Origin of the sequence: Streptomyces sp. NPDC005202 (assembly GCF_040608235.1) — a bacterium.
GTDB lineage: Bacteria > Actinomycetota > Actinomycetes > Streptomycetales > Streptomycetaceae > Streptomyces.
Genome location: NZ_JBEXHW010000022.1, coordinates 97,304 through 117,107, shown reverse-complemented (window position 1 = coordinate 117,107; position 19,804 = coordinate 97,304). Strand labels below are relative to the sequence as shown.

The following is a 19,804-nucleotide window of genomic DNA, read 5'->3' as shown; positions in this document are numbered from 1 at the left end:
CAACGAGTCCACCGTGCCGGTGATCGAGACCGGCACCGGCAACTGCCACGTCTACGTCGACGCGCAGGCCCCCCGGGACCGGGGCCGGCGGGCGCAGCAGTCCTGAGCCGCTGCCCGAACGATCAGAAGGAGTGGAGCACATGACTGCCAGGGACACCGGCACCCACGACGTCCCCGCCGCCGTGCGGGTGCGGGCCGAGGGCGACGTGGACGAGCAGGCGCTCGCCTACGTCCGGGAGAAGATCGGTGCCGCTCTCGACCGTCCCGGCCTTCCGCCCGTCAGCGGCGAGGTCCGGATCGTCAAGGCGACGGCGCACCACGTCGAACAGCCATGGTCCGCCGGGGCCGAGATCCGGGTGGGCGGCGACCTCGTGGTCGTCCACGCCCACGAGGCGAGCGCCCGGGAGCTCGGCGACCGGCTGCAGGACCGGCTGCGCAGCCGGACGGATCGGGCCGCGCACCGCGGGGACGAGGCCCGCAGGTCGGCCGCGCCGCCGCCGTGGCGCGGCGGCGCGGAGCGCTAGGGGCGTCCACCGACAGGACGCCGGGACCGAGACCACGGCCACCGCCGAGGCGCCGTCCGACGTCGCCGTCGCCGTGGACCGGCTGGTGATTGCCGGTCTCAAGGCGCTCGCCGACAACGAGGCCCTCACCCAGGAGCTCGCCGACATGCAGCAGCTCATGCGCACGGCGTACTACGGCTGAGCGGACGCCCCACGCCCCGGCGGGCGGGACGCGTCGGGCCAGGACCGCAACGGTCCTGGCCCGATCGGCGTCAGCACCGCGCAGCGCGGCGCGCGCGGGACATGGCCGAGGCGGAAAGGACCACCCGCTTCTCGCGGATCCGGATTGCGCGGTGCGCGGTCGACGACCGCTTCTCCGCGTCTGTTGGAGGTCCTTTCCGCCACTTCCATGGAAGCACCACGCGTACGGCACCGCGAGGGCCGAACGGGTCCTCTGCAGGATCCACCCAGCCCCTTTCGCGGCGGTGGCCGCGTCACTCGTGCGGTATCACCGCGACCGGCGCGACGGCGTGGTGGAGCACCGCCTGGGTCACCGGTCCTCGAAGGGGTGCCGACCGGCCGCGTTCGGCCGCGTCCGTCCGGTCGGCGGCCACTCGCGGCGGAGGCCGGGCGAGGTCACACGTCGATGCGGCGGCCAGTGATGGTCGACGCTTCGATGCGCACCCAGACATCGCGCTCCCCTCCGGCCCACGGCGCGCTGTACGCGCGCTCGGCAAGGCGGCGTACGGCGTCGGGGTCGGTCACGTCCTGGGCGGGCCCGCGGACCAGAACGCTCCAGCCCTGGCTCAACGCGTCGTCGACGCGGTCCACTTCGAAGGCCACCTCGCGGCCGAGCCCCTGGGCGGGCACCGTGCCCGGCCGGGTCCTGACGACGATCGCGTCGTCGACGACGGTGTAGTTGACGGGGACGACGACCGGTGCCGAGTCGGTGGGCACCGCGAGCCTGCCCACGCCGTGCGTGGAGAGCAGCCTGCGGCACTCCTGCTCGCTCAGTTCGGCGAGGCGGGGGGCGCGGGCTGCCCGACCGATGCCGGGCGGCAGGTCGACGTATCCGCCGCCGAGTTCCGCGGGGGCGGTCTGCAGGGCCCCGGCCAGCCTGAGCAGGACGCCCGCATCCGGTGCGGCGGTGCTGTGCTCCTCGAGGTGCGCGAGATAGCTCGGGGCCATGCCCGCACGGGATGCGGCTTCCTCACGAGTCAGACCGAGATCCCTGCGCCGCCGCGCGATACGGCGTCCGAGATCACCCTGCGGAGGCCGGTCCGCCGTGGACGACGATGTCTGTTCGTCCATGGTCACTCACTCCTCGTCGGGGGCCCCGAGGCCCTCCTCCTCGCGTGGCCCGGGGCGCTCTTCGTCGGGGTCGCCCTGGGCGACCCGTCACGCGGACCTGTGAGGCGAGGGGGCCCGCAGGTCAGGGATGTGCTGCCCCGGAACGCCCGGGTCCGCCCGCGCCTGGATCGCACCACGAGACAAGATTTCTGATATTGCCCGTAGGTCCAGCATGTACGGCCCCGCCGGGCTCAGCTTGGGCCGGACGGCCCTCATCGGCCGAGGGCCGGGGACCGCCCGGCCCTTCCGGGCACTCCACCGGTCCGGTCTTGGCTCTATCCATGTCCGACATGCACACCAGCAGCCTGAGCCACACCGAACGCCTCGTCGGCGGTACCGCCGTCGTGGAGCTGCATGGCGAGATCGACATCCTCACGGCACCACCCGTCTCGGCGCGCATCGACGCCCTGACCTCCGCTCTACCCTGATCTGGTGCTGGACCTGCGCCCGGTGACGTTCATCGACTGCGCCGGACTACGGCTGCTGTGCCGGGCGCGCACGCGGGCCAGGGCCCGGCACGGCCGACTGCGCCTGGTCACCGACGGCGCCCGCTTCCAGCGCCTGCTGCGGCTCGCGCAGCTGGCCGATGTGTTCGAGAACCACGTGCGCCTGACGGACGCCCTGGACCCCGCTGCCGGCACCGACGCCGCTCCGTCGGCCGTGGGCTGAGCTGCGGGACGCCGCCGAACGGGGCGACGTCCTCGTCGTCTGCAAGGCGACCTCGACCGGGCGCGCGAGGCCGTGGCCGGCGGGCGCCCGCTCCGAGAACGCCTGCAGGCTCCTGACCGGGCAGGGCATCTCCACCGCCAGCCGCGTCGGCTCTCCACCGCCGACCTCGTCGGCGGCACCGGCGCCTGGGCCGGCGAGGGGCACGACCTGCACCGGCCCGCCGACTGCGACACGCGTGCCGCCTGGAGCATGGAGCGCCAAGTGCGCTTCACCGCCGACCTGTTGGTGCTGACCGGCCTCGCCCTCGGCCTGCTGGTGCTGATCCGGTCTCGCCCTCGGCCTCCCCCGCCGAGCCCGGGTTCCACGGCGGTCCGCCGGGCGGCACGTGCAGTGACGGCCATCCGAAGGCGTGCACCAGCCGCAGTCCCACCCCGCGCAGACCGGCCTCGCGCACCGCAACCTCCACGGCGTCCAGGCTCGACGCCGAGCCGTCCACTCCGACCACCACCGGTTCCGCCATGACGGCACCTCCTTCTTCTCGCCTGCCCCCTGGCACGTCCCGGGGAGACGGCCGGGCCGGGGCCGCACCCGCCCCTGCAGCGGCCTGGCCACGGTCAGCCCTCCTCGGCTCGGACCACGGCGACGGGGCACGCGGTGAGCCGCAGGCAGCGGTCGACGTCCGCATGCACCTCGATGCCGCTGTCCCCGCCCGCGACGAAGAGGCGAAGAGCCAGGGCTGGGCGTTGACGGCGGCGTACCAGACCGTCCTCTGTTCCCGGCGGGGGGCATGGGCCACACGTCCCGCCACCGAGGCCGAGCGGCCTTCCGGCCGGGGGCCTCGGCAGCGCACGGAAGGGCCGTTCGGCTCTGGCGCGGCCACGGGCACGGGCGCAGGGTGAGGAGTAGGGAGGACCCCTCGTACGGAAGTGATCACGATGGAAGCCAAGCAATGGACCGTGGAGATCTACATCACCGAGCAGGGTGACGACACGCATGCGCGTGCCGTGCTCACCACCCGCGGCACGTCAACCGTCACCGGCCGGGGCGTGGCCCGCCGCAACCCGCTCGACCGGCCCATCCCCGAGATCGGCGACGAACTCGCCGCCAGCCGCGCGCTGGAAGACCTCGCCGTCCGGCTGCACGACGTGGCCGCCGACGACATCGTCGAGCTGGCCGGCCCCGTTGACGCGTGACGGCGCCACCTCGCACCTGAAGTCGGAAGGTCGGGGCGAGTGCTCGGCCCGGCTGGAGGCGTCCACGCGAAGGTCGGCCAGCCGGCGCCGGTACTCGTCCTCGTCGATCTCCTCGCGGGCGAACCGCTCGGCCAGCAGCTGTTCGGCGGTGGGGCGCGCGGCAGGGGTGCGCAGACGCTCGGGGCCGCGGTTCAGCGCGCGGAAGATCGGCGCGCCACAACAACATGCCGCCGGAAAATGTGTCGGCTGTCGGCGGGAAGTCCCCGTCGACGACAAGCATGGCTACTGCCGCCTTTGCCGGGCCCAGGCCACCTGGGCGATCAAGGCCAGCGGGAAAGCCTCGGTGCTGGAACCGTACCTGCGGCGGGTGACCTGCCAGCAGCTGTTCTTGGCGAACATGCAACGGCCCCGCAATCGCGGGCCGCGGGTCGGACAGCAGGGACGCCGCGTCCGCAGGGTGCTACCGGTTCCCGCCCAGCCGCGACGCATGGCGACGGGCTGGGTCCAGTTGCCGCTGTTCACCGTCACCCGGGACTACCGCCGGTTCGACCGGGAACGACACGCTGACCTGGCCAACCCGTGGCTCGTCCAGGGCCGACAGACTGCCCGCGCACTGGGCGAGGCCCGCGGCTGGAGCCGCTGGATCGTCAGCGACGTCAACCGGGCACTGGTCATCGTGCTGTCTGGTCACACCGAAGGAGAGACAATCCGGTACTCCGAGCTTTTCCCGGCCCTGCGCGGCCGCGGGCTTCCAGTCGTGCGGACCGCCGAAGTCCTCAACCGCCTCGGGCCCCAGCGGTCGACCAGTGGCTGGAACGCCGACTCCACGGAGTGGCGCATGGCATCCGGCGCGACGTCGAAGCCTGGGCCCGCACCCCGCTCGACGGTGGACCGCGGTACGAGCCTCGGGCACGGCACACAGCATGGGCCTACCTCAACGAGAAGGCGCCGATGGCGGCCAGCCCTCAGCCCTGCCAGGGCGCACACGTCAACTCCTCCTGCATAGATCGTCGTTCTCCGCCCAGGTGGGCGGCCCGCCCACTACCGTAGGCAGGGTGTTCCTCAACAGCCGCGCCCTCGCCTGGTGGGCCCCTGCCACCTGGTCGACGGCAACGGCTGCGGGCACGGTGGGCCGACCGTGATGCCCTGCCCCGGTTCGGCTACTGGCTGCTCAGCCGGGGCGCCGCCGTGTTGGCGGTGTGCGCGGTGCTGTACGTGCTCAACGGGTTCCTCCTGATCGGTTGGGCGAACGCCTACACCGTGATGACCGGGATCACCTCGCCCGCGACCATCCGCCCCCAGGTGGTGCGCATGGCCGCTGTCCCCGATCGGCTGGGCCGCGATCCCCGCCATCATCGGAGCGGCCGCCGGCTACGCCATCACCGAGCAGATCCAGGCCCATCACGCGCGCGAGCTGAGCGACGTCCTCGACGAACTGCGTCGGCTGGCCAAACACCCCGGTCCGCCCCACCTCGATCAGGCACCCCGACCGCGGCGCCGTGACGATGCGTGAACCGCGCCCCTGCGTAATGCTCAGGGCACGGCCGAGGCAGGAAGTCAGCAGCAGTGCCGCCGCGCCCGTCGCTTCGTCCTCCTCGATACCGTCGCCCCGGCCGGGAAAGCCTCGAGCCTTGACCCGGCCGTCCGACTCGTCCTCCCACGCCCACGCGTAGATCCACTCTCCCAGCGGCGGCACCGACAGAGCCTCCACCTCCGCCGCTGAGCCGTACTGCCGCAGCGTGCGCGGTGGCGCCCACTCGGCGCGTGCCTCGATCCAGGTGACCTCCTCGTCGGACCGGGCGCTCACCACCCCCGCGGGTGTGACCAGTTCCGGCCCGTTGAGGAGCCAGGCCGCGCCGACGCACGGGTGCCCGGCGAAGGGCAGCCGCGACGTCGGCGTGTAGATGTCGATGACGCCGCGCTCGGGATCATCGACGAACACGGCATCGATGAATCCGAGCCTCCCCGCGAAGGCCAGCCGTTCGGCCTCCGCGGGGACGGTGGCGCCAGCGCGAGCTCATTACCGTGACGGCCGTCGGGCCCACAGAAAACGCGCAGAACGTCATGGTCAGTCACCCACGCAGTCAACCATTTCTGCGTCCACCCAGACCGAGTCCGATGCTGCCGCACGACCCGTCGGCCACTCCCTCATGCGGGCCGCGTTCGAGTTGACACCATTGGGCTAACGACATTAGCTTCCTGGCTATACATGATATCTCTCTGGGGATGGTCATGACCAGATTCCTGAAGATCGACGGCGGACAGCTCGCGTACGACGTGACCGGCGAGGGCCCGCTGATCGTGCTCGCCCACGGCATGGGCGACAACAGGGCGGCCTACCGCGATGTGGCTGTCCGGCTCGCGGCGGCCGGATTCCGGGTCGCCAGCATGGACCTGCGCGGCCATGGCGAGTCCAGCATCGGCTGGGCGTCCTACTCCCGCACCGACGCGGCAGCTGACCTCCTCGCCCTGATCAGGCACCTGGGCAGCCCTGCCGTCATCGTGGGCCACTCGTTCGCCGGCGGCGCCGCCACCATCGCAGCGGCCCAGGAGCCCGAACTGATCAGCGCCATCGTCGAGATCAGCCCGTTCACCCGCGCACAGAAGATCGACCTGGGTGCCCTGGTGTCCCACGCCCGCTACCGCAAGGGCATGATGCTGCTGATGGGCACCGGCCTCCTGCGCAGCATCCGGCTGTGGATGCGCTACCTCGACCACGCCTACCCGGGCGCCAAGCCCGCCGGTTTCGCTGACCATCTCGCCGCCCTCGACGCCGACCTGCGCAGGCCGGGCCGGATGGCCGTCGTCAGCAAGATGGGCATGTCCGCGCCCACCGACGCCGGTGCCAGGCTCGCCGACATCCAGTGCCCCGCTCTGGTCATCGAGGGCACGCTCGACCCTGACTGGCCCGACCCCAGGGCCGAGGGAGAAGGCATCGTGGCGGGCATGCCCGCGGGGCTCGGCCGGCTCAAGATGATCGAGGGAGCCGGCCACTACGCACACGTTCAGTTCCCCGCCGAAGTAGCCACGGCCATCCTGGCCTTCCTCAAGGATGGCGCGCGTGGCTAGGGCAGCGCTGTCCGCGGACGCGATCGTCAATATCGCGCTGCAGATCATCGATGAGGTCGCACCCGCCGCCCTGACCTTGTCGGCGGTGGCGAGCCGGGCGGGCGTCGCCACCCCGTCCCTCTACAAGCACGTACGCAACCTCGCCGAGCTGCGCGATCTCGTGTCAGCGCGGATCATGAATGAGATCGCAGACCAGGCCGGCGAGGCCGTGCTCGGCCGCTCTGCCGACGAGGCGATCCGCGCGCTCATGATGGCCTGGCGGCACTACGCGCTGCGGCACCCGAACCGCTACTCGGCACTCATCCAGACCCCCGAGCCGCGGACGGCCGAGGCCGGGACGCGGCTGATCAACATCATCCTCGCCACCCTCCGCGCGTACGGCATGGCAAACTCCGCGGCGATCCACGCAGCCCGCTGCCTGCGCGCGGCCGTCCACGGCTTCGCGGTTCTGGAGGCCGAAGGCGCGTTCGGGCTCCCGGAAAACCTGGACGAAAGCTACGACCTGCTCATCCACACGATGATCACAGGTCTGCACACGCGCCACGCCGCACCTCACTGATCAGGCCGTGGTGTGTCTGATGACCGCCGGCTGAGCAGCCGCCATCATGTCGAGGAACCAACGCTGAGGGAGCCCCACTCCGCAGGTTCTGATACCCGGGGTTACCAGCAGGGGAGAAGAGGTAACCGAGCATCAGTACGTCGGCCTGCTTGGACGCCTTGTAGCGGTTGACGGTGTCGCCCTCCACCTCCAGGATCCGGTCCAGGCGGCGGATGTCGTCGAACCGTTTCCGGTAGTCGCTCCAGTCGAGTTCGACGAGGTCGCCGTAGCCCTCGAACTGGCTGATGACGCCGTCGTGGAAGGGCACGTGCAGGGTGCGGGACACGTCATCCCACTGTTCGAGCTCCCCGCCGTCCAGGCCGGTGCGTTCGACGAGTTCGCGTCGGCGTGGCTGGGGAAGAGTCCGCAGCACCTCCAGCGTGCGGGTGAGCACCCACGCGGCGGTGAGATTGGTGTAGGCGTTGACGTCGAGGCCGGGCTCCCTGGCGTCCGGGTAGGCGTCGTGGTACTCGTCCGGCCCGACCACGCCCCGGATGCGGTGCCGTCCCAGGCTCTCGTCGTAGGTGGCCGAGTCCGCCCAGAAGCGCGCGATCTGCAGCAGCATCTCGGCACCCTTGGTGTGCAGGAACTCCGCGTCGCCGCTCGCCTCGCAGTACTGCCACACGTTGTACGCCACCGCCGAGCCGACGTGGCGCTGGAGCCGCGAATGGTCCGGCAGCCAGTGCCCCGAGCGGGGGTTGAGGTGCAGCTGCTGCGTCTCCTCACGTCCGTCGCTGCCGCTCTGCCACGGATACAGCGCGCCGCGCCGGCCGATCGCGCGTGCCGCCGAGCAGGCCTGCTCCAGACGCCGGTGACGGTAGCGGAGCAGGGCGCGGGACACCTCGGGGAAATGCAGGTTCAGATACGGCAGGACGAACAGCTCGTCCCAGAACACGTGGCCACGGTACGCCTCGCCGTGCAGACCCCGGGCCGGCACTCCGACGTCGAGGTCGGCGGTGTGCGGGGAGAGGGTCTGCAGCACGTGGAAGAGGTGCAGCCGCAGGATGTGGCCCGGCTCCCCGGGGACGTCGATGCCGGCCCGGCGCCACAGCTGGTCCCAGGCCGTGAGATGGGTCTCGAGCAGTTCGTCGAAGCCGGCCGCCGCGCCGGCCTCTCGACGGCGGCGCGCAGGGGGTCGCTGATCGCGGGGTCGCGTGAGGTGTGTCGCGTGAGGTGTGCAGGGCGACGGTCTTGTCGACGGTGACCGTCGCGGTCAGGACTCAGGTGCAGGCGCATTCCCTGCGTGGCCCGCGGGTGTTCGTGCCAGCCGGCGACCGGCACGTCGGCCCTCACGCGGGCGGGGATGCCGATCCTGATGTCCGAGGTGCGGGTCCGGCACCGCAGCCACACCGTGTCGGGCGCGGCGCTGCCGGTGTGCACATGGGTCAGGTGGCGGCCCTCCAGGCCCCGGTAGCGCCGCACGCCGGCGTTGGTGACGCCCCCGTCGAGCGCCGCCGCGACATCGAGCTCCGCGGCGAAGCCCTCGGCCGTGAACTCGGTGCGCAGCGCGGCCAGGTGGGGATCGGCCATGTGCACCAGACGCTGCTGGCGCCCGGACAGTACCCGCCCCTCGCCGAGCCCGTACCGGGTCCGGCGGTCCAGCAGACCCGAGCCCGAGTGCAGGACCTGACGGTGGTCGAGCACCGTCGCCGTGTCCGGCGTCAGCCATGCGGCGTCGACGAGCCGGAAGTGCAGCAGCAGCCAGTTCGGGGGGGTGACCATGTCCTCGTTCTCGACCTGGCGGCCGGCGACACGGGAGGTGAGCCGGTTGTAGCATCCGGCCGCATAGGTCCCCGGGTAGAGCACGTCGTCCGCGGCGCACTCGGGGAGCGCCCCGCGGGTGGCGAAGCAGCCGTTGCCGAGCGTGCACAACGACTCCCTGAGGCGCTCTTCCTCGGCGTCGTAACCGTCGTACTCCCAGGTCCAGCCCGTCACTGCGGTGGTCCCCCCTTCGAGCGGTTCTCCCAGGACGTGGGCAATCCGCTGCGACGGCCCATCACGAACCCGCGACGGGCCGTCGCAGAGCGCCCCCGCTTCCAGCAGCTCCACGGACGAGTGAAATTCACACCCGCTCCGGGACGATCGCCACCGGGCACTGCGCATGGTGCAGCAGCGTGTGGCTCACCCGGCCGAGCTGGAGGCCGAAGTGGCCCACCCTGCGCCGTGTCCCGACGATCACGAGGTCGGCGGCGGCCGACCGGTCCGCAAGCACCTTGTGAGCCGGTCCCTCGACCGTCGTGCGGCGCACCCGGACCGCCGGGTGGTCGGCCATCGCGTCCCGCAGCAGCGCGTCGAGCAGGGCGGAAGCCCACTCCTCGTGTTGGTGCGCCGGTTCCTCGGCCAGTGCCGCAGCGCCGCTCGTCTCGAACGCGGGGCGGCGCCAGGCACGCACCACGTCCAGGGTGCAGCCGCGGACCTCGGCCTCACGGAAGGCGAACCGCACGGCCTCACCGCTCGTGTCGGGGTCTCCCGCGCCGAGCAGGATCCGCTCGTGCGTGCCGCCCAGGGCGGCCCCGTCACCGCGGACCACGATCACCGGGCAGTGCGCGCGGGCCGCCACGGTCAGGCCGACCGAGCCGAGGAGCAGCCCCTTCAGCCCACCGCGGCCGCGCGATCCGATCACCAGGGCGGAGGCGTGGTTGCCCTCGCTCAGGAGGGCGGACGCCGCTTCCTCGGGGATGGTGTCGGTGGACACCTTCACGTCCGGGTTGCGAAGTCGGGCCCGCTCCGCGGCGGCGGCGACGATGTGCTCCGCCATCACCTGCTCCGAGGGGCGATCCAGGCTGCCCGACGGAACAGTGCCTTCGTAGCGCTCCCAGAGGGAGGCATACACCAGCCGCAGCGGCAGACCGTGCCGGGCGGCTTCGCCCACTGCCCAGCCGACGGCCGTCAGGCTCGAATCCGATCCGTCGACGCCCACGACCAAGGGCAGTTCCATCTTTCCCCACCGCCTTCCGTCGGGCTGCCACGTGGTGCAGCCAAGGATCCCGATCTCACCGTCGCATCCGTCGCCGGTCGGCGCGAGAGGCGGTTGGGTCCCTGGCAGGGCCGTTCGGCCCTGCTGCGGTCCTCAGCCAAGGCACAGGTTGATGGCGTAGCCCGGGCGAGGGAGCGGGACGATGCCTGCCGTTGTGTTGTCCTGCAAGAGGGCCGCCCATGAACGGCACTGCCAGGAAGCCACCGCCGCCGTCGTCGTCCGGGTCCCGGGGCGGCAGACGCAGGGACAGGGAGAGCAGCCGCACGGACAGGGAGAGCAGCCGCGCGTCACCGTCCGCCCGGATGCGGTCCACCCTTCTCGGCGAAGACGGGCCTGCGTCCGCCGGCCGACGAAGGCTGACGAGCCGCCTGCTGCAAGGCGGGCGGCCCGGCTGCTGCTTGGGCCGAACGACCTCCGATGGGGCCTCCGTGGCGTCCCGCCCGGCCCGAGCACAGGCTGAAATCAGCAACCCCATCTCGGAGGGGAACGATGACAGACAGCCGGACGACCGCCGTCCTGGACAGCAACGGCCCGCCGCCCTGGTCCAGGCCCTGGGCGCGCAGGGACGCACGCGCACCTCCATGGGCAGGGGCCCGGCGGCGGACGCGGGCTTCGACCTGGCGCTGACCGAGCGCGTCGACGAGGCCGGTCACCGCTTCCTCGTAGGCGTCGGCAGCGAGGACGGGGACGAGATCCTCTCCCGCGTCCGTACCGCCGGGCCGACCGGGAGACCGCATCCGCGGCCCAGAACGCGGTGGACGCCGCCGGGGAGCGGACGGGCCGGGCCCTGCCGCCCGGGGACCTGCGCACGTTGATGGGCGACAGCCTGGAGGCGGAACGCTGGGACGACGTCGCGGCCCGCCGCCTGACCCGCGACACCTGCGGCATGGCGTGCCCCACCTGGTACTGCGCCACCACCGAGGAGGTCACCGACCTCACTGGTGACCACGCCGTGGCGGCTGCGCCGGGACTCGTGCTTCGACCTCGACTTGTCCTGCCCCCACGGCGGCCCGGTCCGGGCCTCGGCCCGCAGCCGCTACCGCCAGTGGCTCACCCACAAGCTCTCCACCTTGCACGAGCAGTCCGGCAGCACAGGCTGCGTGGGCTGCGGCCGCTGCGTCTGCTGGTGCCCGGTCGGCATCGACATCAGCGAGGAAGCAGCGGCGCCGCACGACGAACTCGCCGACCGGCTGCGGCGGCAGGAACGAAAGGAGCCGGAGCAATGACCTCCACCACCACCCTGGCCGCGGCCCTGCCGGCCGCACACCGCGAGCGACTGATGCAACTCGCCCGCGAGGTCTCCTTCGACGTGGGCGCCCGCCTTTTCGAAGAGGGCCGGCGCGCCAACCGGTTCTGGATCATCCGGACCGGAACCGTCGCCCTCGACCTGCACGTCCCCGGCCGGCGGGCCGCCGTCATCGAGTCGCTGGGCCACGGCGAACTGGTCGGCTGGTCCTGGCACTTCCCGCCCTACACGTGGCAGCTGGGTGCCGAGGCCATGAGCCCGGTGCGGGCCTACGAGTTCGACGCGGACAGCGTGCGGGCGCTGTGCGCCCAGGATCCGGAGTTCGGCCGCGCCATCGCCGTCTGGGTCGGCCGCGTGGTCGCCCATCGGCTGTTTCACTCTGCCCGCATCCGGCTGCTCGACCTCTACGCCCCCTACGGCAGTGGGAGCAGGTGACGAGCGGGCTTGGGCTCCCGTACCGGGCGACCCGGGTGCGCCAGAAGAAGGCCGACACGGTCAGCCTCGCCCACGCCCGCGGGTCCGACGGCTCTCGCTCCCTTCGCACCTGGGCAGTTCGCCATAGTGTACGCCTGCGGGGTCGGGGAGATCCCCGTCTCGGTGTCCGCCATCGACCGTCACGAGCTGGTCCACACGAGCGCATGGTGCGCTTCAGCGAGTCCCGGATGCGGTGCGCGGGCAGGCCGCGGTGGCCCCCGGGTGGTGGCGCGGATCATCGCCTCGGGACCACACATCGCCCCTCCCCCACCCGACCGGGCCACGTCGGCGTCGTCACCACCCGGCTGAACCGCGCGCGGTTCGACCCGCTCAACGCCACGGCCCACGGTGCGCCACCGGGCACTGCGGCCACTGCCGGGTGGGCGGTGTGCCGATGTGCCGCGACGGCCCCGTGACCAGCTGGGACCGGGCCCGATCCCTGCTTTCGGTACGGGAGTTGACGCAGCTGCGCAGGCGGCCATCCGCCCTCACGACCCGTGCATCTCCTGTTCCACCCGCTTCCTCGACCTCATGATCGACCGCACCTGACCTCCCGAGGAGAACACATGCACGACAGCCCGCACATCGTGAGCGACGTCAAGACGCACACCGTCGTGGCCGTCGGCCGTGAGGCCCCGTTCAAGGACATCGTCAAGCTGATGGAGCATTGGAAGGTCAGCGCCCTTCCCGTGCTGGAGGGCGAGGGCCGGGTGATCGGCGTCGTCTCCGAGGCGGACCTGCTGCCCAAGGAGGAGTTCCGCGACACCGACCCCGACCGCCAGACCAGCTGCGCCGCCTGTCCGACCTGGCCAAGGCGAGAGGGCTGACCGCCGAGGAGCTGATGAGCACCCCGGCCGTCACCGTCCACGCCGACGCCACTCTTGCCCAGGCCGCCCGCATCATGGCCCAGCGCAAGGTCAAGCGACTGCCCGTCGTCAACGACGAGGGACTCCTCGACGGACTGGTCAGCCGGGCCGACCTGCTGAAGGTCTTCCTGCGGACGGACGAGGACATCGCCGAAGAGGTCCGCCGGGAAATCGTCGCCTACCTCTTCCCCGCCCCTCTGGAGCCCATCCGGGTGGAGGTCTTGGACGACGTGGTCACGCTCACCGGCCGCATCCGGGACACCTCCCTGGTGCCCGTCGCCGCCCGCCTGGTGCGCGCCGTCGAGGGCGTCGTCGACGTCGACTGCCACCTCGCGAGCGGCTCGGCGCGCAGTGCACCGCAATGACGGGCCTGTTGGCGCTGCGGGCCCGCGGTGCAGATGTGCGGATTGTGTGCACCGATGGACGCGGTCGGCGTCGCCCAACGCGGGTCGGGTGAAGGCCGACCCGCGTTGGGCGACCGGGTGCCAGGACGGGTCATGGTGTGTGGCCGGATCCCGAAAGCCGTCGGGCTTCGTCTCCGTCCGCCAGATCCGGACGCCGAAGCGGCCCGGTGAGCGCGCAGTGCACGTCCACCACCCCCTCGACGGCCCGCACAAGGCGTACGGCGATGGGCACCAGGGAGGTGTGGCGGACGCGGCCGGTGAGGGCGACCACTCCGTCACGCACCTCCACGCCGACCGACTCGATCGGGGCCGGGAACCGGGCCGGCGACGACCTCGCGGCGGACCTCCTCGGCGATGTCCTCGTCGTCCCGGAGAAACACCTTGAGCAGATCGGCACGGCTGACGATGCCCTTCAGTACGCCGTCGTCGTCGACGACCGGTAGTCGCTTGACCCTGTGCCGGGCCATGAGATGAGCGGCCCGGGCGAGCGTGGCGTCCTCGTGAACGGTCACCGCCGGGCTGGTCATCAGCTCCCCGGCGGTCACCGCTCCCGCCTTGGCCAGGTCGGACAGGCGGCCCAGGTGCGCGTACCGGTCCGGCTCGGTGTCGCGGGACTCCTCCTTGCGCAGCAGGTCCGCCTCGGAGATGACGCCGATGACGTGGCCCTCGCCGTCCAGCACCGGCAGGGCGCTGACCCCACTGCCACATGGTCCTCACGATGTCCTTGAACGTCGCCCCGCGGGCCACGGCCACGACGGTGGGCCCGGTCCAGCGTTCCCCGGTGCGCCACCTGCGCGTGGCACCCCCTCCCGGCGCCTGCTCGTCCGAGGCCGAAGCGACACCGGCCCCGTCGAGCCGAGGAGTACCGGGTCGCGGTTCATCTGCGGTGGCGGTCAGCGTGCCGCTACCACGACCACGGGGCAGTGGGAGCGGTGCAGCAGGGTGTGCGTGACCGGGCCCAGGTGCGAGTCCAGCCGGCCAATGCCACGGCGGGCGCCGATGACGGCGACGGCAGCCTCCCTGGTGGCGTCCAGCTTCTGGCCCGCACGTCGCCGGCAGGAGCCAGGGCAGTCCGGCGGTGCCGTGCCGGTGGGTCGAGGCATGCAGGACACGCAGTCGGGCGCCGCGCCGCTTTGCCTCCTGGAAGGCGTAGCCGACCGCGTCCGCCTCCGCCTCGCCCTCGGGGCCGAGCAGGACGTCACGCGCCGTACGCGGTGCGCCCGCCGACCAGCTCCCGGCCGGTGACCAGTTCGGGCTCGATGCGGACGAAGACCTCCTCCGGCGAGGGCACCCAGGAGCGCGGGCCGGTCCGGGCCAGGCGTTCCTGCTCGGCGGGATCGGTCACCACGGTGGCCCGGCCGGTGACGACGACGCTCCAGCCGGAGCTCCTGGCGGCGTCGACCTCGTCCGCCTCGAAGGCGACCACCGACCCGGCGACCGCGCGTGCCAGTTCCGAGGCGGCCGAGGTGCGCAGCAGCACCGCGCCGTCGCCGTCCAGGCAGAAGTTGACGGGCAGCACCGCGGGCAGGGCCTGGCGCGTGTGGACGATACGGCCCACGGGCGCCTTGGCCAGCAGCCGCAGGCACTCCTGCCGCTCAAGTTCGCGGAAACCGTCGTTCGGGTACATCAGCCGACTCGTCTTTCACCTGGTCCAGCAGTGCTGCCTGACTCCATCCTCCGTGGGGCAGGCGCCGCGGACGAGGGCCGTCGGTCCCGGCCGCACCGGAGAACGGCCCGGATCAGACCGTGATCCGGCGCCCAGTGATGCCGAGGGGATCGATGCTGTCGCGTCGGCCCCCGCCCAGGGCGCGCTGTGTGCGTATTCCGCGATCCGACCCATCTCGTCCGGATCCGTCACGTTTCGTGCGTGCCCCCGCACCCGCGCCCGAGGTCGCCCACGGGCGAGCCCTCCGCCACCTTCGGCACTGTCCGTTCGGCCGTGACCCGTCACGCATGGATGTCCTTCTGTCAGGCCGCACGGATGTCCTTCTGTCAGGCCGCACGGATGTCCTTCTGTCAGGCCGCGTGGACGGCGACGACCTCGCGCCGCTGCCCGCCGAGGACGACCTTGAGCGCGCCGGTCTCGACGGCGTGGCCGAACACGTCGTACGCCTCCTCCATGCGGTTGAGCGGGAAGGTGTGGGTGACCAGTTGCGCGGTGGGCAGCCGGCCGGCGGCCGCCATGCGCAGCAGCATGGGTGTGGAGTGGGTGTCGACCAGGCCCGTGGTGATGGTCACGTTCTTGATCCAGAGGTCTTCCAGGTGCAGGGTCGCGGGCTTGCCGTGCACGCCGACGTTGGCCACGTGGCCTCCGGGGCGCACCATGCGTGTGCACAGCTCGAAGGTCTCCGGCAGGCCCACCGCCTCGATGACGACGTCCGCGCCGAGCCCCTCGGTGAGGTCGGCGATGAGCTGCTCGGGGGCTTCGCTGGCGTCGGCCACGGCCTCGGCGCCGAGCTTCCTGGCCGCCTCCAGGCGGGCGGCGGCCACGTCCACCGCGACGATCCGCTCGGGCGCGAAGAGCCGGGCCGTGGCGATCGCGGCCAGTCCGATGGGGCCGACCCCGACGACGGCCACCGTGTCCCCGGGACGCACGTGCCCGTTGAGCACGCCCACTTCGTAGGCGGTCGGGAAGATGTCGGCCAGCAGCACGGCCTCCTCGCTGTCCACCGCGCTGGGCAGCGCGTGGACGGAGAGGTCGGCGTAGGGGACACGCACGTACTCGGCCTGCGTGCCGTCGATGAGGTGGCCCAGGATCCAGCCCCCGCCGCCCCGGCACTGGCCGTACATGCCTTCACAGCAGTAGCGGCACAGCCCGCAGGCACTGATGCAGGAGACCAGGACCCGGTCGCCCGGCCGCACCGTGCGAACGTCGCTGCCGACCTCGACGATCTCGCCGACCGCCTCGTGCCCCAGCACCGTGCCGGGGCGCACCTCGGGCACGTCGCCCTTGAGGATGTGCAGGTCCGTCCCGCAGATGGTGACGACGTCGACCCGCACGATGACGTCGGTGGGCTCCTTGATGCCCGGGTCGGGGACCTCTTGCCAGGCGGACTGTCCGGGACCGTGGACGACGTAGCCTTTCATGCCGATCCTCACCCTCTTGCTCTCCAGCGGGATCCAGGACCCGGCGGACCGCCGTCGGCAGACGCGAGCCGGACCTCCGGCACTCTGCCGGGATTGCCCCGCAGGTCCAGCCTGTCCGGCACGCCGGTGATCCGCTTGGGCCGGTCGGCCCCATCGGGCAGCCGGCCGGGACCTTTCGCGCCGCGCCGGGATCGCGCCGCCGGAGGGCCCTGCGGATCACGTCGGCAGGGACCGACCTGCTCCACCCGCGCGCGGCAGCGACCCGCTTTCCCGCAGGATGTCCACGAGCCCCACCAGGTCCCCGCGGCATCAGCCGGAACGCCATGCTCGACTGCGCCGGGCCGCTGTGCGGGACGCCCCACTGGATCCTCGCCCGCAAGGCGCCCCTCAGCGACTTGTGGTCCGCGGGCCAGGGGCCGACCGGCCCGCCCTCGAAGGCGAGCCAGGTCCGGTCGGGCCTGGGACAGCGCCTGGTCGTGGGACCTGGTCGGCCCGCGCTGGGACCAGAAGACCGGCGGACGTGCCGCGGAAACCCCGGCAGAGCGCCGAGGGACGTCCTCTTCTCGTGCTCCCGTGAAAAGGCCGAACGGCCCCTTTCCAGGGTCGCTCGCCCCTGCCGACCCCCGGCAGGAACGCGCTGCAATGGCAGTGAGGCGGCCTGCCGCCGCTGCGCTGCCGGAACACGCACGAGGAGGTGGCGCATGCGCTACGAGAACCGCGCGGACGCCGGTCATCGACTGGCCCGGCGCCTGGAGTACCTGCGCGGCACGGACGTGGTGGTGCTCGGGGTGCTCCGGGGCGGTGTCCCGGTGGCCTTCGAAATGGCCCGGTGCCTCGACGCGCCGCTGGACGTGATCGTGGTCCGCAAGCTGGGCGTGCCGTGGCAGCCCGAACTCGGGTTCGGGGCGATCGGCGAGCACGGTGTCCGTGTCCTCAACGAGGACGTGCTCCGCGAGAGCGGGCTGAGCCCCGCCGAGCAGGAGACCGTCGAGCGGTCCGAGCGGGCCGAACTGGAGCGGCGTGTACGCCGCTGTCGCGCAGGTCACGCACCCGTCCCCCTGGCCGGGCGGACCGCCGTCGTCGTGGACGACGGAGTGGCGACCGGTGCCGCCGCCGAGGCCGCCTGCCGGGTGGCCCGGACCCGTGGCGCGGCCCGTGTCGTCCTCGCGGTCCCGGTCGGGCCGGAACGGACGCTGCCGCACCTGCGGGCGGTGGCGGACCAGGTCGTCTGTCCGCAGGCGCTGCGCCACCTCGGTTCCGTCGGGGCCTGGTACCGGGATTTCTCCCAGACGACCGACGCGGAGGTCGGCGCGCTGCTGGCCGAAGCCGACCACTCCACCACCGCCGCCCGGTCCCCGGCCACCCCGGACGCGCCCTCGCCGGATCGCGAGGTGGACGTGCCTGCCGGGCGGGTGCGACTGGGCGCACGGCTCACGCTGCCCACCAAGGCCCGGATGGTGGTGGTCTTCGCACACGGCAGCGGCAGCAGCCGGCACAGCCCTCACAACCAGTACGTTGCTACTGCCCTCCATCGCGCGGGGCTGGGCACGCTGCTGCTCGACCTGCTCACCAAGGACGAGGAACGCAACCGGCACAACGTCTTCGACATTCTCCTGCTGGCCCGTCGTCTGCGCGCAGCATCCGGCTGGCTCCGCCGGGAATCGGCCCTGTCCCTGAGCTACTTCGGCGCCGGTACGGGCGCCGGTGCCGCCCTGGAGGCCGCGGCGGACGAAGACATCCGCGCCATCGTCTCCCTCGGTGGCCGCCCCGACCTTGCCAGCCCCGCGGCACTGGCCCGGGTACGAGCCCCGACCCTGTTCGTTGTCGGCGGTCTCGACACGCGCGTGCTCAGCCTCAACCGGCTCGCCGCCGACTGGATGCACTGCGAACACCACCTCGCCGTCGTCCCCGACGCCGGTCACCTCCTCACCGATCCGGGGACCCTGGACACCGTCGCGGACCTGGCCCGGGACTGGTTCACCACCCATCTCGCACGGCCGGAGACGGGAGCGCCGCCGATGAGGTCGGCGTGACGACGATCCAAGGTGCCGCGGAACGATGAGGACGGCGCAGAACACAGTCCAGGAGCGAGGCGTCCGGTGAAGGAAACACTGTCTCTGGGGCGGATCGCGGGTGTCCGTGTGGGGCTGCACTGGAGCGTGCTCGTCATCGTCGTCCTGGTGGCCCTCATGTTGGCACGGGGCCGCTTCCCGTACGCCCATCCCGGTCACTCCGCCGGGGCCTACTGGGTGCTGGGCCTGCTGACCGCCGTGGTGTTCCTCGCCTCGCTGCTGGCGCACGAACTCGCCCACGCGGTCGTCGCGCGCCGCAACGGTGTTCAGGTCGACGGCATCACGCTGTGGATGCTGGGCGGCGCCGCCCGCCTCCACACCGAGGCCCCCACGCCCGGTGCCGAGCTGCGCATCGCCGCCGTCGGCCCCCTGACCAGCGCGGTCGCCGGCGGGGTGTTCACCGGCCTGGCCCTGTGGCTGGAGGTCCTGCACACCTCGGGACTCGTGGTGGAGGCGGTCGCCTGGTTGGCTGCCATCAACATCGTCCTGGCGGTCTTCAACGCCCTGCCCGCGGCCCCGCTGGACGGCGGGCGGCTGCTGCGCGCGTTCCTGTGGCACCGCACCGGCGACCGCCTCCGCGCGACCCGCGGGGCCACGGCCGCGGGCCGGGCCCTGGGCTGGTTCATGGTGATCACCGGCTTCGCAGCCGTCCTGTTCGCCGGCAATCTGTCCGGGCTGTGGGCGGCACTGATCGGCTGGTTCCTGATCGCCACCGCGACCGCCGAAGCCCGCCAGGCCGAGTTGGGCGGCGTACTGGGCGGCATTCCCGTCAGCCGTGTCATGACGCGCGATCCGGTCACCGTCCCGGCCACGGCGACCGTCGAAGAGTTCCTGTCCGGAGGCCCCTTCGGCCACTACCGCCATTCGGCCTTCCCCGTCGTGGCCCCGGACGGCACGGTGGCCGGGCTGATCACCGTGAACCTCGTCGACCGGGCACCGCCCCAGGCCCGTTCGACCACGACCGTCGCGGACCTGATGCGCCCGCTGTCCGAGGTCACGACGGCAACTCCGGACGAACCGGTCGTCGACCTGTTGCCCCGCCTGGAGGCGAGCAGGGAACGCAGGGCCCTGGTGCTGGACGACGGGCGCCTCGTCGGCATCGTGTCCCTCGCCGACGTCAGCCGCGCCCTGGCCTGGCTGACCACGGCCACCCGGTCCGGGGCCTGAATGCCCCCGGTGCCCGGGTCGTGCCCGAACACCGGGGCACGACCGTCAGCGCCCCTTCCGCTACCGGTTCTCTCCACCGGTCCGCTCCTCGGCGACACGGTCCGCCCGGGCCTCGATCGCGGCGAAGTC

The 19,804-nt window shown here is 72.4% G+C and carries 15 protein-coding genes and 7 pseudogenes; 13 read left to right on the top strand and 9 right to left on the bottom strand.

Annotation, left to right across the window (positions count from 1 at the left end; all coding sequences use genetic code 11):
* Positions 1–140 precede the first annotated feature (140 nt).
* On the top strand, positions 141–524 hold the full coding sequence (locus ABZV31_RS26710) for a hypothetical protein (RefSeq protein ID WP_355898587.1): 384 nt from the start codon (positions 141–143) through the stop codon (positions 522–524).
* 615 nt (positions 525–1,139) lie between these two features.
* Here ABZV31_RS26710 and ABZV31_RS26705 read toward each other — a convergent pair.
* Positions 1,140–1,814: a pyridoxamine 5'-phosphate oxidase family protein gene (locus tag ABZV31_RS26705; protein WP_355898584.1), complete on the bottom strand. Its 675-nt coding sequence runs from the start codon at positions 1,812–1,814 to the stop codon at positions 1,140–1,142.
* A gap of 320 nt (positions 1,815–2,134) precedes the next feature.
* Here ABZV31_RS26705 and ABZV31_RS26700 point away from each other — a divergent pair, with 320 nt between their 5' ends.
* The 3 genes and pseudogenes from ABZV31_RS26700 to ABZV31_RS26690 all read left to right on the top strand — a co-directional run.
* Positions 2,135–2,281 (top strand): hypothetical protein, encoded by a 147-nt coding sequence (locus ABZV31_RS26700; RefSeq protein ID WP_355898581.1) that lies wholly within the window; start codon positions 2,135–2,137, stop codon positions 2,279–2,281.
* Positions 2,282–2,285: 4 nt separating this feature from the next.
* Positions 2,286–2,522, top strand: a complete 237-nt coding sequence (locus tag ABZV31_RS26695) for an STAS domain-containing protein (RefSeq protein WP_355898578.1) — start codon at positions 2,286–2,288, stop codon at positions 2,520–2,522.
* A pseudogene (locus ABZV31_RS26690) lies at positions 2,503–2,840 on the top strand (hypothetical protein); the annotation flags it as partial. The gene ABZV31_RS26695 and the pseudogene ABZV31_RS26690, both read left to right, overlap by 20 nt.
* A 28-nt stretch (positions 2,841–2,868) precedes the next feature.
* On the opposite strand, the pseudogene ABZV31_RS26685 reads toward ABZV31_RS26690, so the two are convergent.
* Positions 2,869–3,042, bottom strand: a pseudogene (locus ABZV31_RS26685) (universal stress protein); the annotation flags it as partial.
* A gap of 415 nt (positions 3,043–3,457) precedes the next feature.
* Here ABZV31_RS26685 and ABZV31_RS26680 point away from each other — a divergent pair.
* The gene (locus ABZV31_RS26680) at positions 3,458–3,715 is read left to right on the top strand and encodes a DUF1876 domain-containing protein (protein ID WP_355898575.1); all 258 of its coding nucleotides are present in this window, start codon (positions 3,458–3,460) and stop codon (positions 3,713–3,715) included.
* Positions 3,716–5,033: 1,318 nt separating this feature from the next.
* On the top strand, positions 5,034–5,228 hold the full coding sequence (locus ABZV31_RS26675) for a hypothetical protein (RefSeq protein ID WP_355898597.1): 195 nt from the start codon (positions 5,034–5,036) through the stop codon (positions 5,226–5,228).
* Here the strand turns inward: ABZV31_RS26675 and ABZV31_RS26670 are convergent.
* Positions 5,205–5,791, bottom strand: a pseudogene (locus tag ABZV31_RS26670) (PhzF family phenazine biosynthesis protein); the annotation flags it as partial. The gene ABZV31_RS26675 and the pseudogene ABZV31_RS26670 sit on opposite strands and share 24 nt — an antisense overlap.
* A gap of 156 nt (positions 5,792–5,947) precedes the next feature.
* Here ABZV31_RS26670 and ABZV31_RS26665 point away from each other — a divergent pair.
* Together ABZV31_RS26665 and ABZV31_RS26660 are read left to right on the top strand one after the other, a co-directional pair.
* A complete protein-coding gene (locus tag ABZV31_RS26665) occupies positions 5,948–6,784 on the top strand; it encodes an alpha/beta hydrolase (RefSeq protein WP_355898572.1) in 837 nt (278 codons plus the stop codon).
* Positions 6,777–7,343 carry a WHG domain-containing protein gene (locus ABZV31_RS26660; protein ID WP_355898569.1) on the top strand — a complete coding sequence of 189 codons (567 nt, stop codon included), beginning with the start codon at positions 6,777–6,779 and terminating at the stop codon, positions 7,341–7,343. The genes ABZV31_RS26665 and ABZV31_RS26660 overlap by 8 nt, the downstream gene beginning before the upstream one ends.
* A gap of 106 nt (positions 7,344–7,449) precedes the next feature.
* On the opposite strand, the pseudogene ABZV31_RS26655 reads toward ABZV31_RS26660, so the two are convergent.
* Both ABZV31_RS26655 and ABZV31_RS26650 read right to left on the bottom strand, forming a co-directional pair.
* Positions 7,450–9,317 (bottom strand): annotated as a pseudogene (locus ABZV31_RS26655) (glycoside hydrolase family 65 protein); the annotation flags it as partial.
* A gap of 127 nt (positions 9,318–9,444) precedes the next feature.
* Positions 9,445–10,320 (bottom strand): universal stress protein, encoded by an 876-nt coding sequence (locus ABZV31_RS26650; protein ID WP_355898567.1) that lies wholly within the window; start codon positions 10,318–10,320, stop codon positions 9,445–9,447.
* A 617-nt stretch (positions 10,321–10,937) separates the two neighbouring features.
* On the opposite strand from ABZV31_RS26650, the pseudogene ABZV31_RS26645 reads away from it, so the two are divergent.
* The 3 genes and pseudogenes from ABZV31_RS26645 to ABZV31_RS26635 form a co-directional block, all read left to right on the top strand.
* A pseudogene (locus ABZV31_RS26645) lies at positions 10,938–11,585 on the top strand (4Fe-4S dicluster domain-containing protein); the annotation flags it as partial.
* A complete protein-coding gene (locus tag ABZV31_RS26640) occupies positions 11,582–12,040 on the top strand; it encodes a cyclic nucleotide-binding domain-containing protein (RefSeq protein WP_355898564.1) in 459 nt (152 codons plus the stop codon). The pseudogene ABZV31_RS26645 and the gene ABZV31_RS26640, both read left to right, overlap by 4 nt.
* Before the next feature lie 605 nt (positions 12,041–12,645).
* Positions 12,646–13,310 (top strand): annotated as a pseudogene (locus ABZV31_RS26635) (CBS domain-containing protein).
* A gap of 130 nt (positions 13,311–13,440) precedes the next feature.
* Here the strand turns inward: ABZV31_RS26635 and ABZV31_RS26630 are convergent.
* The 4 genes and pseudogenes from ABZV31_RS26630 to ABZV31_RS26615 form a co-directional block, all read right to left on the bottom strand.
* Positions 13,441–14,057 (bottom strand): annotated as a pseudogene (locus tag ABZV31_RS26630) (CBS domain-containing protein).
* A gap of 185 nt (positions 14,058–14,242) precedes the next feature.
* The gene (locus ABZV31_RS26625; protein WP_355898562.1) at positions 14,243–14,452 is read right to left on the bottom strand and encodes a universal stress protein; all 210 of its coding nucleotides are present in this window, start codon (positions 14,450–14,452) and stop codon (positions 14,243–14,245) included.
* 95 nt (positions 14,453–14,547) lie between these two features.
* On the bottom strand, positions 14,548–14,976 hold the full coding sequence (locus ABZV31_RS26620; protein WP_355898559.1) for a pyridoxamine 5'-phosphate oxidase family protein: 429 nt from the start codon (positions 14,974–14,976) through the stop codon (positions 14,548–14,550).
* 389 nt (positions 14,977–15,365) lie between these two features.
* Positions 15,366–16,436, bottom strand: coding sequence for a zinc-dependent alcohol dehydrogenase family protein (locus ABZV31_RS26615; protein WP_355898556.1), 1,071 nt, complete (start codon positions 16,434–16,436; stop codon positions 15,366–15,368).
* Positions 16,437–17,137: 701 nt separating this feature from the next.
* Here ABZV31_RS26615 and ABZV31_RS26610 point away from each other — a divergent pair.
* Both ABZV31_RS26610 and ABZV31_RS26605 read left to right on the top strand, forming a co-directional pair.
* Complete coding sequence (locus ABZV31_RS26610) at positions 17,138–18,469, top strand: phosphoribosyltransferase family protein (protein WP_355898553.1); 1,332 nt, start codon at positions 17,138–17,140, stop codon at positions 18,467–18,469.
* A 66-nt stretch (positions 18,470–18,535) separates the two neighbouring features.
* Complete coding sequence (locus ABZV31_RS26605) at positions 18,536–19,675, top strand: site-2 protease family protein (RefSeq protein WP_355898551.1); 1,140 nt, start codon at positions 18,536–18,538, stop codon at positions 19,673–19,675.
* Positions 19,676–19,804: the final 129 nt, after the last annotated feature.

What these genes read in the sequence shown, in the direction of transcription:
- ABZV31_RS26625 (WP_355898562.1), bottom strand. Translation starts at nt 14,452, where the DNA reads ATGCCTCGACCCACCGGCACGGCACCGCCGGACTGCCCTGGCTCCTGC.
- ABZV31_RS26620 (WP_355898559.1), bottom strand. Translation starts at nt 14,976, where the DNA reads ATGTACCCGAACGACGGTTTCCGCGAACTTGAGCGGCAGGAGTGCCTG.
- ABZV31_RS26615 (WP_355898556.1), bottom strand. Translation starts at nt 16,436, where the DNA reads ATGAAAGGCTACGTCGTCCACGGTCCCGGACAGTCCGCCTGGCAAGAG.
- ABZV31_RS26610 (WP_355898553.1), top strand. Translation starts at nt 17,138, where the DNA reads ATGCGCTACGAGAACCGCGCGGACGCCGGTCATCGACTGGCCCGGCGC.
- ABZV31_RS26680 (WP_355898575.1), top strand. Translation starts at nt 3,458, where the DNA reads ATGGAAGCCAAGCAATGGACCGTGGAGATCTACATCACCGAGCAGGGT.
- ABZV31_RS26640 (WP_355898564.1), top strand. Translation starts at nt 11,582, where the DNA reads ATGACCTCCACCACCACCCTGGCCGCGGCCCTGCCGGCCGCACACCGC.
- ABZV31_RS26710 (WP_355898587.1), top strand. Translation starts at nt 141, where the DNA reads ATGACTGCCAGGGACACCGGCACCCACGACGTCCCCGCCGCCGTGCGG.
- ABZV31_RS26665 (WP_355898572.1), top strand. Translation starts at nt 5,948, where the DNA reads ATGACCAGATTCCTGAAGATCGACGGCGGACAGCTCGCGTACGACGTG.
- ABZV31_RS26650 (WP_355898567.1), bottom strand. Translation starts at nt 10,320, where the DNA reads ATGGAACTGCCCTTGGTCGTGGGCGTCGACGGATCGGATTCGAGCCTG.
- ABZV31_RS26705 (WP_355898584.1), bottom strand. Translation starts at nt 1,814, where the DNA reads ATGGACGAACAGACATCGTCGTCCACGGCGGACCGGCCTCCGCAGGGT.
- ABZV31_RS26700 (WP_355898581.1), top strand. Translation starts at nt 2,135, where the DNA reads ATGTCCGACATGCACACCAGCAGCCTGAGCCACACCGAACGCCTCGTC.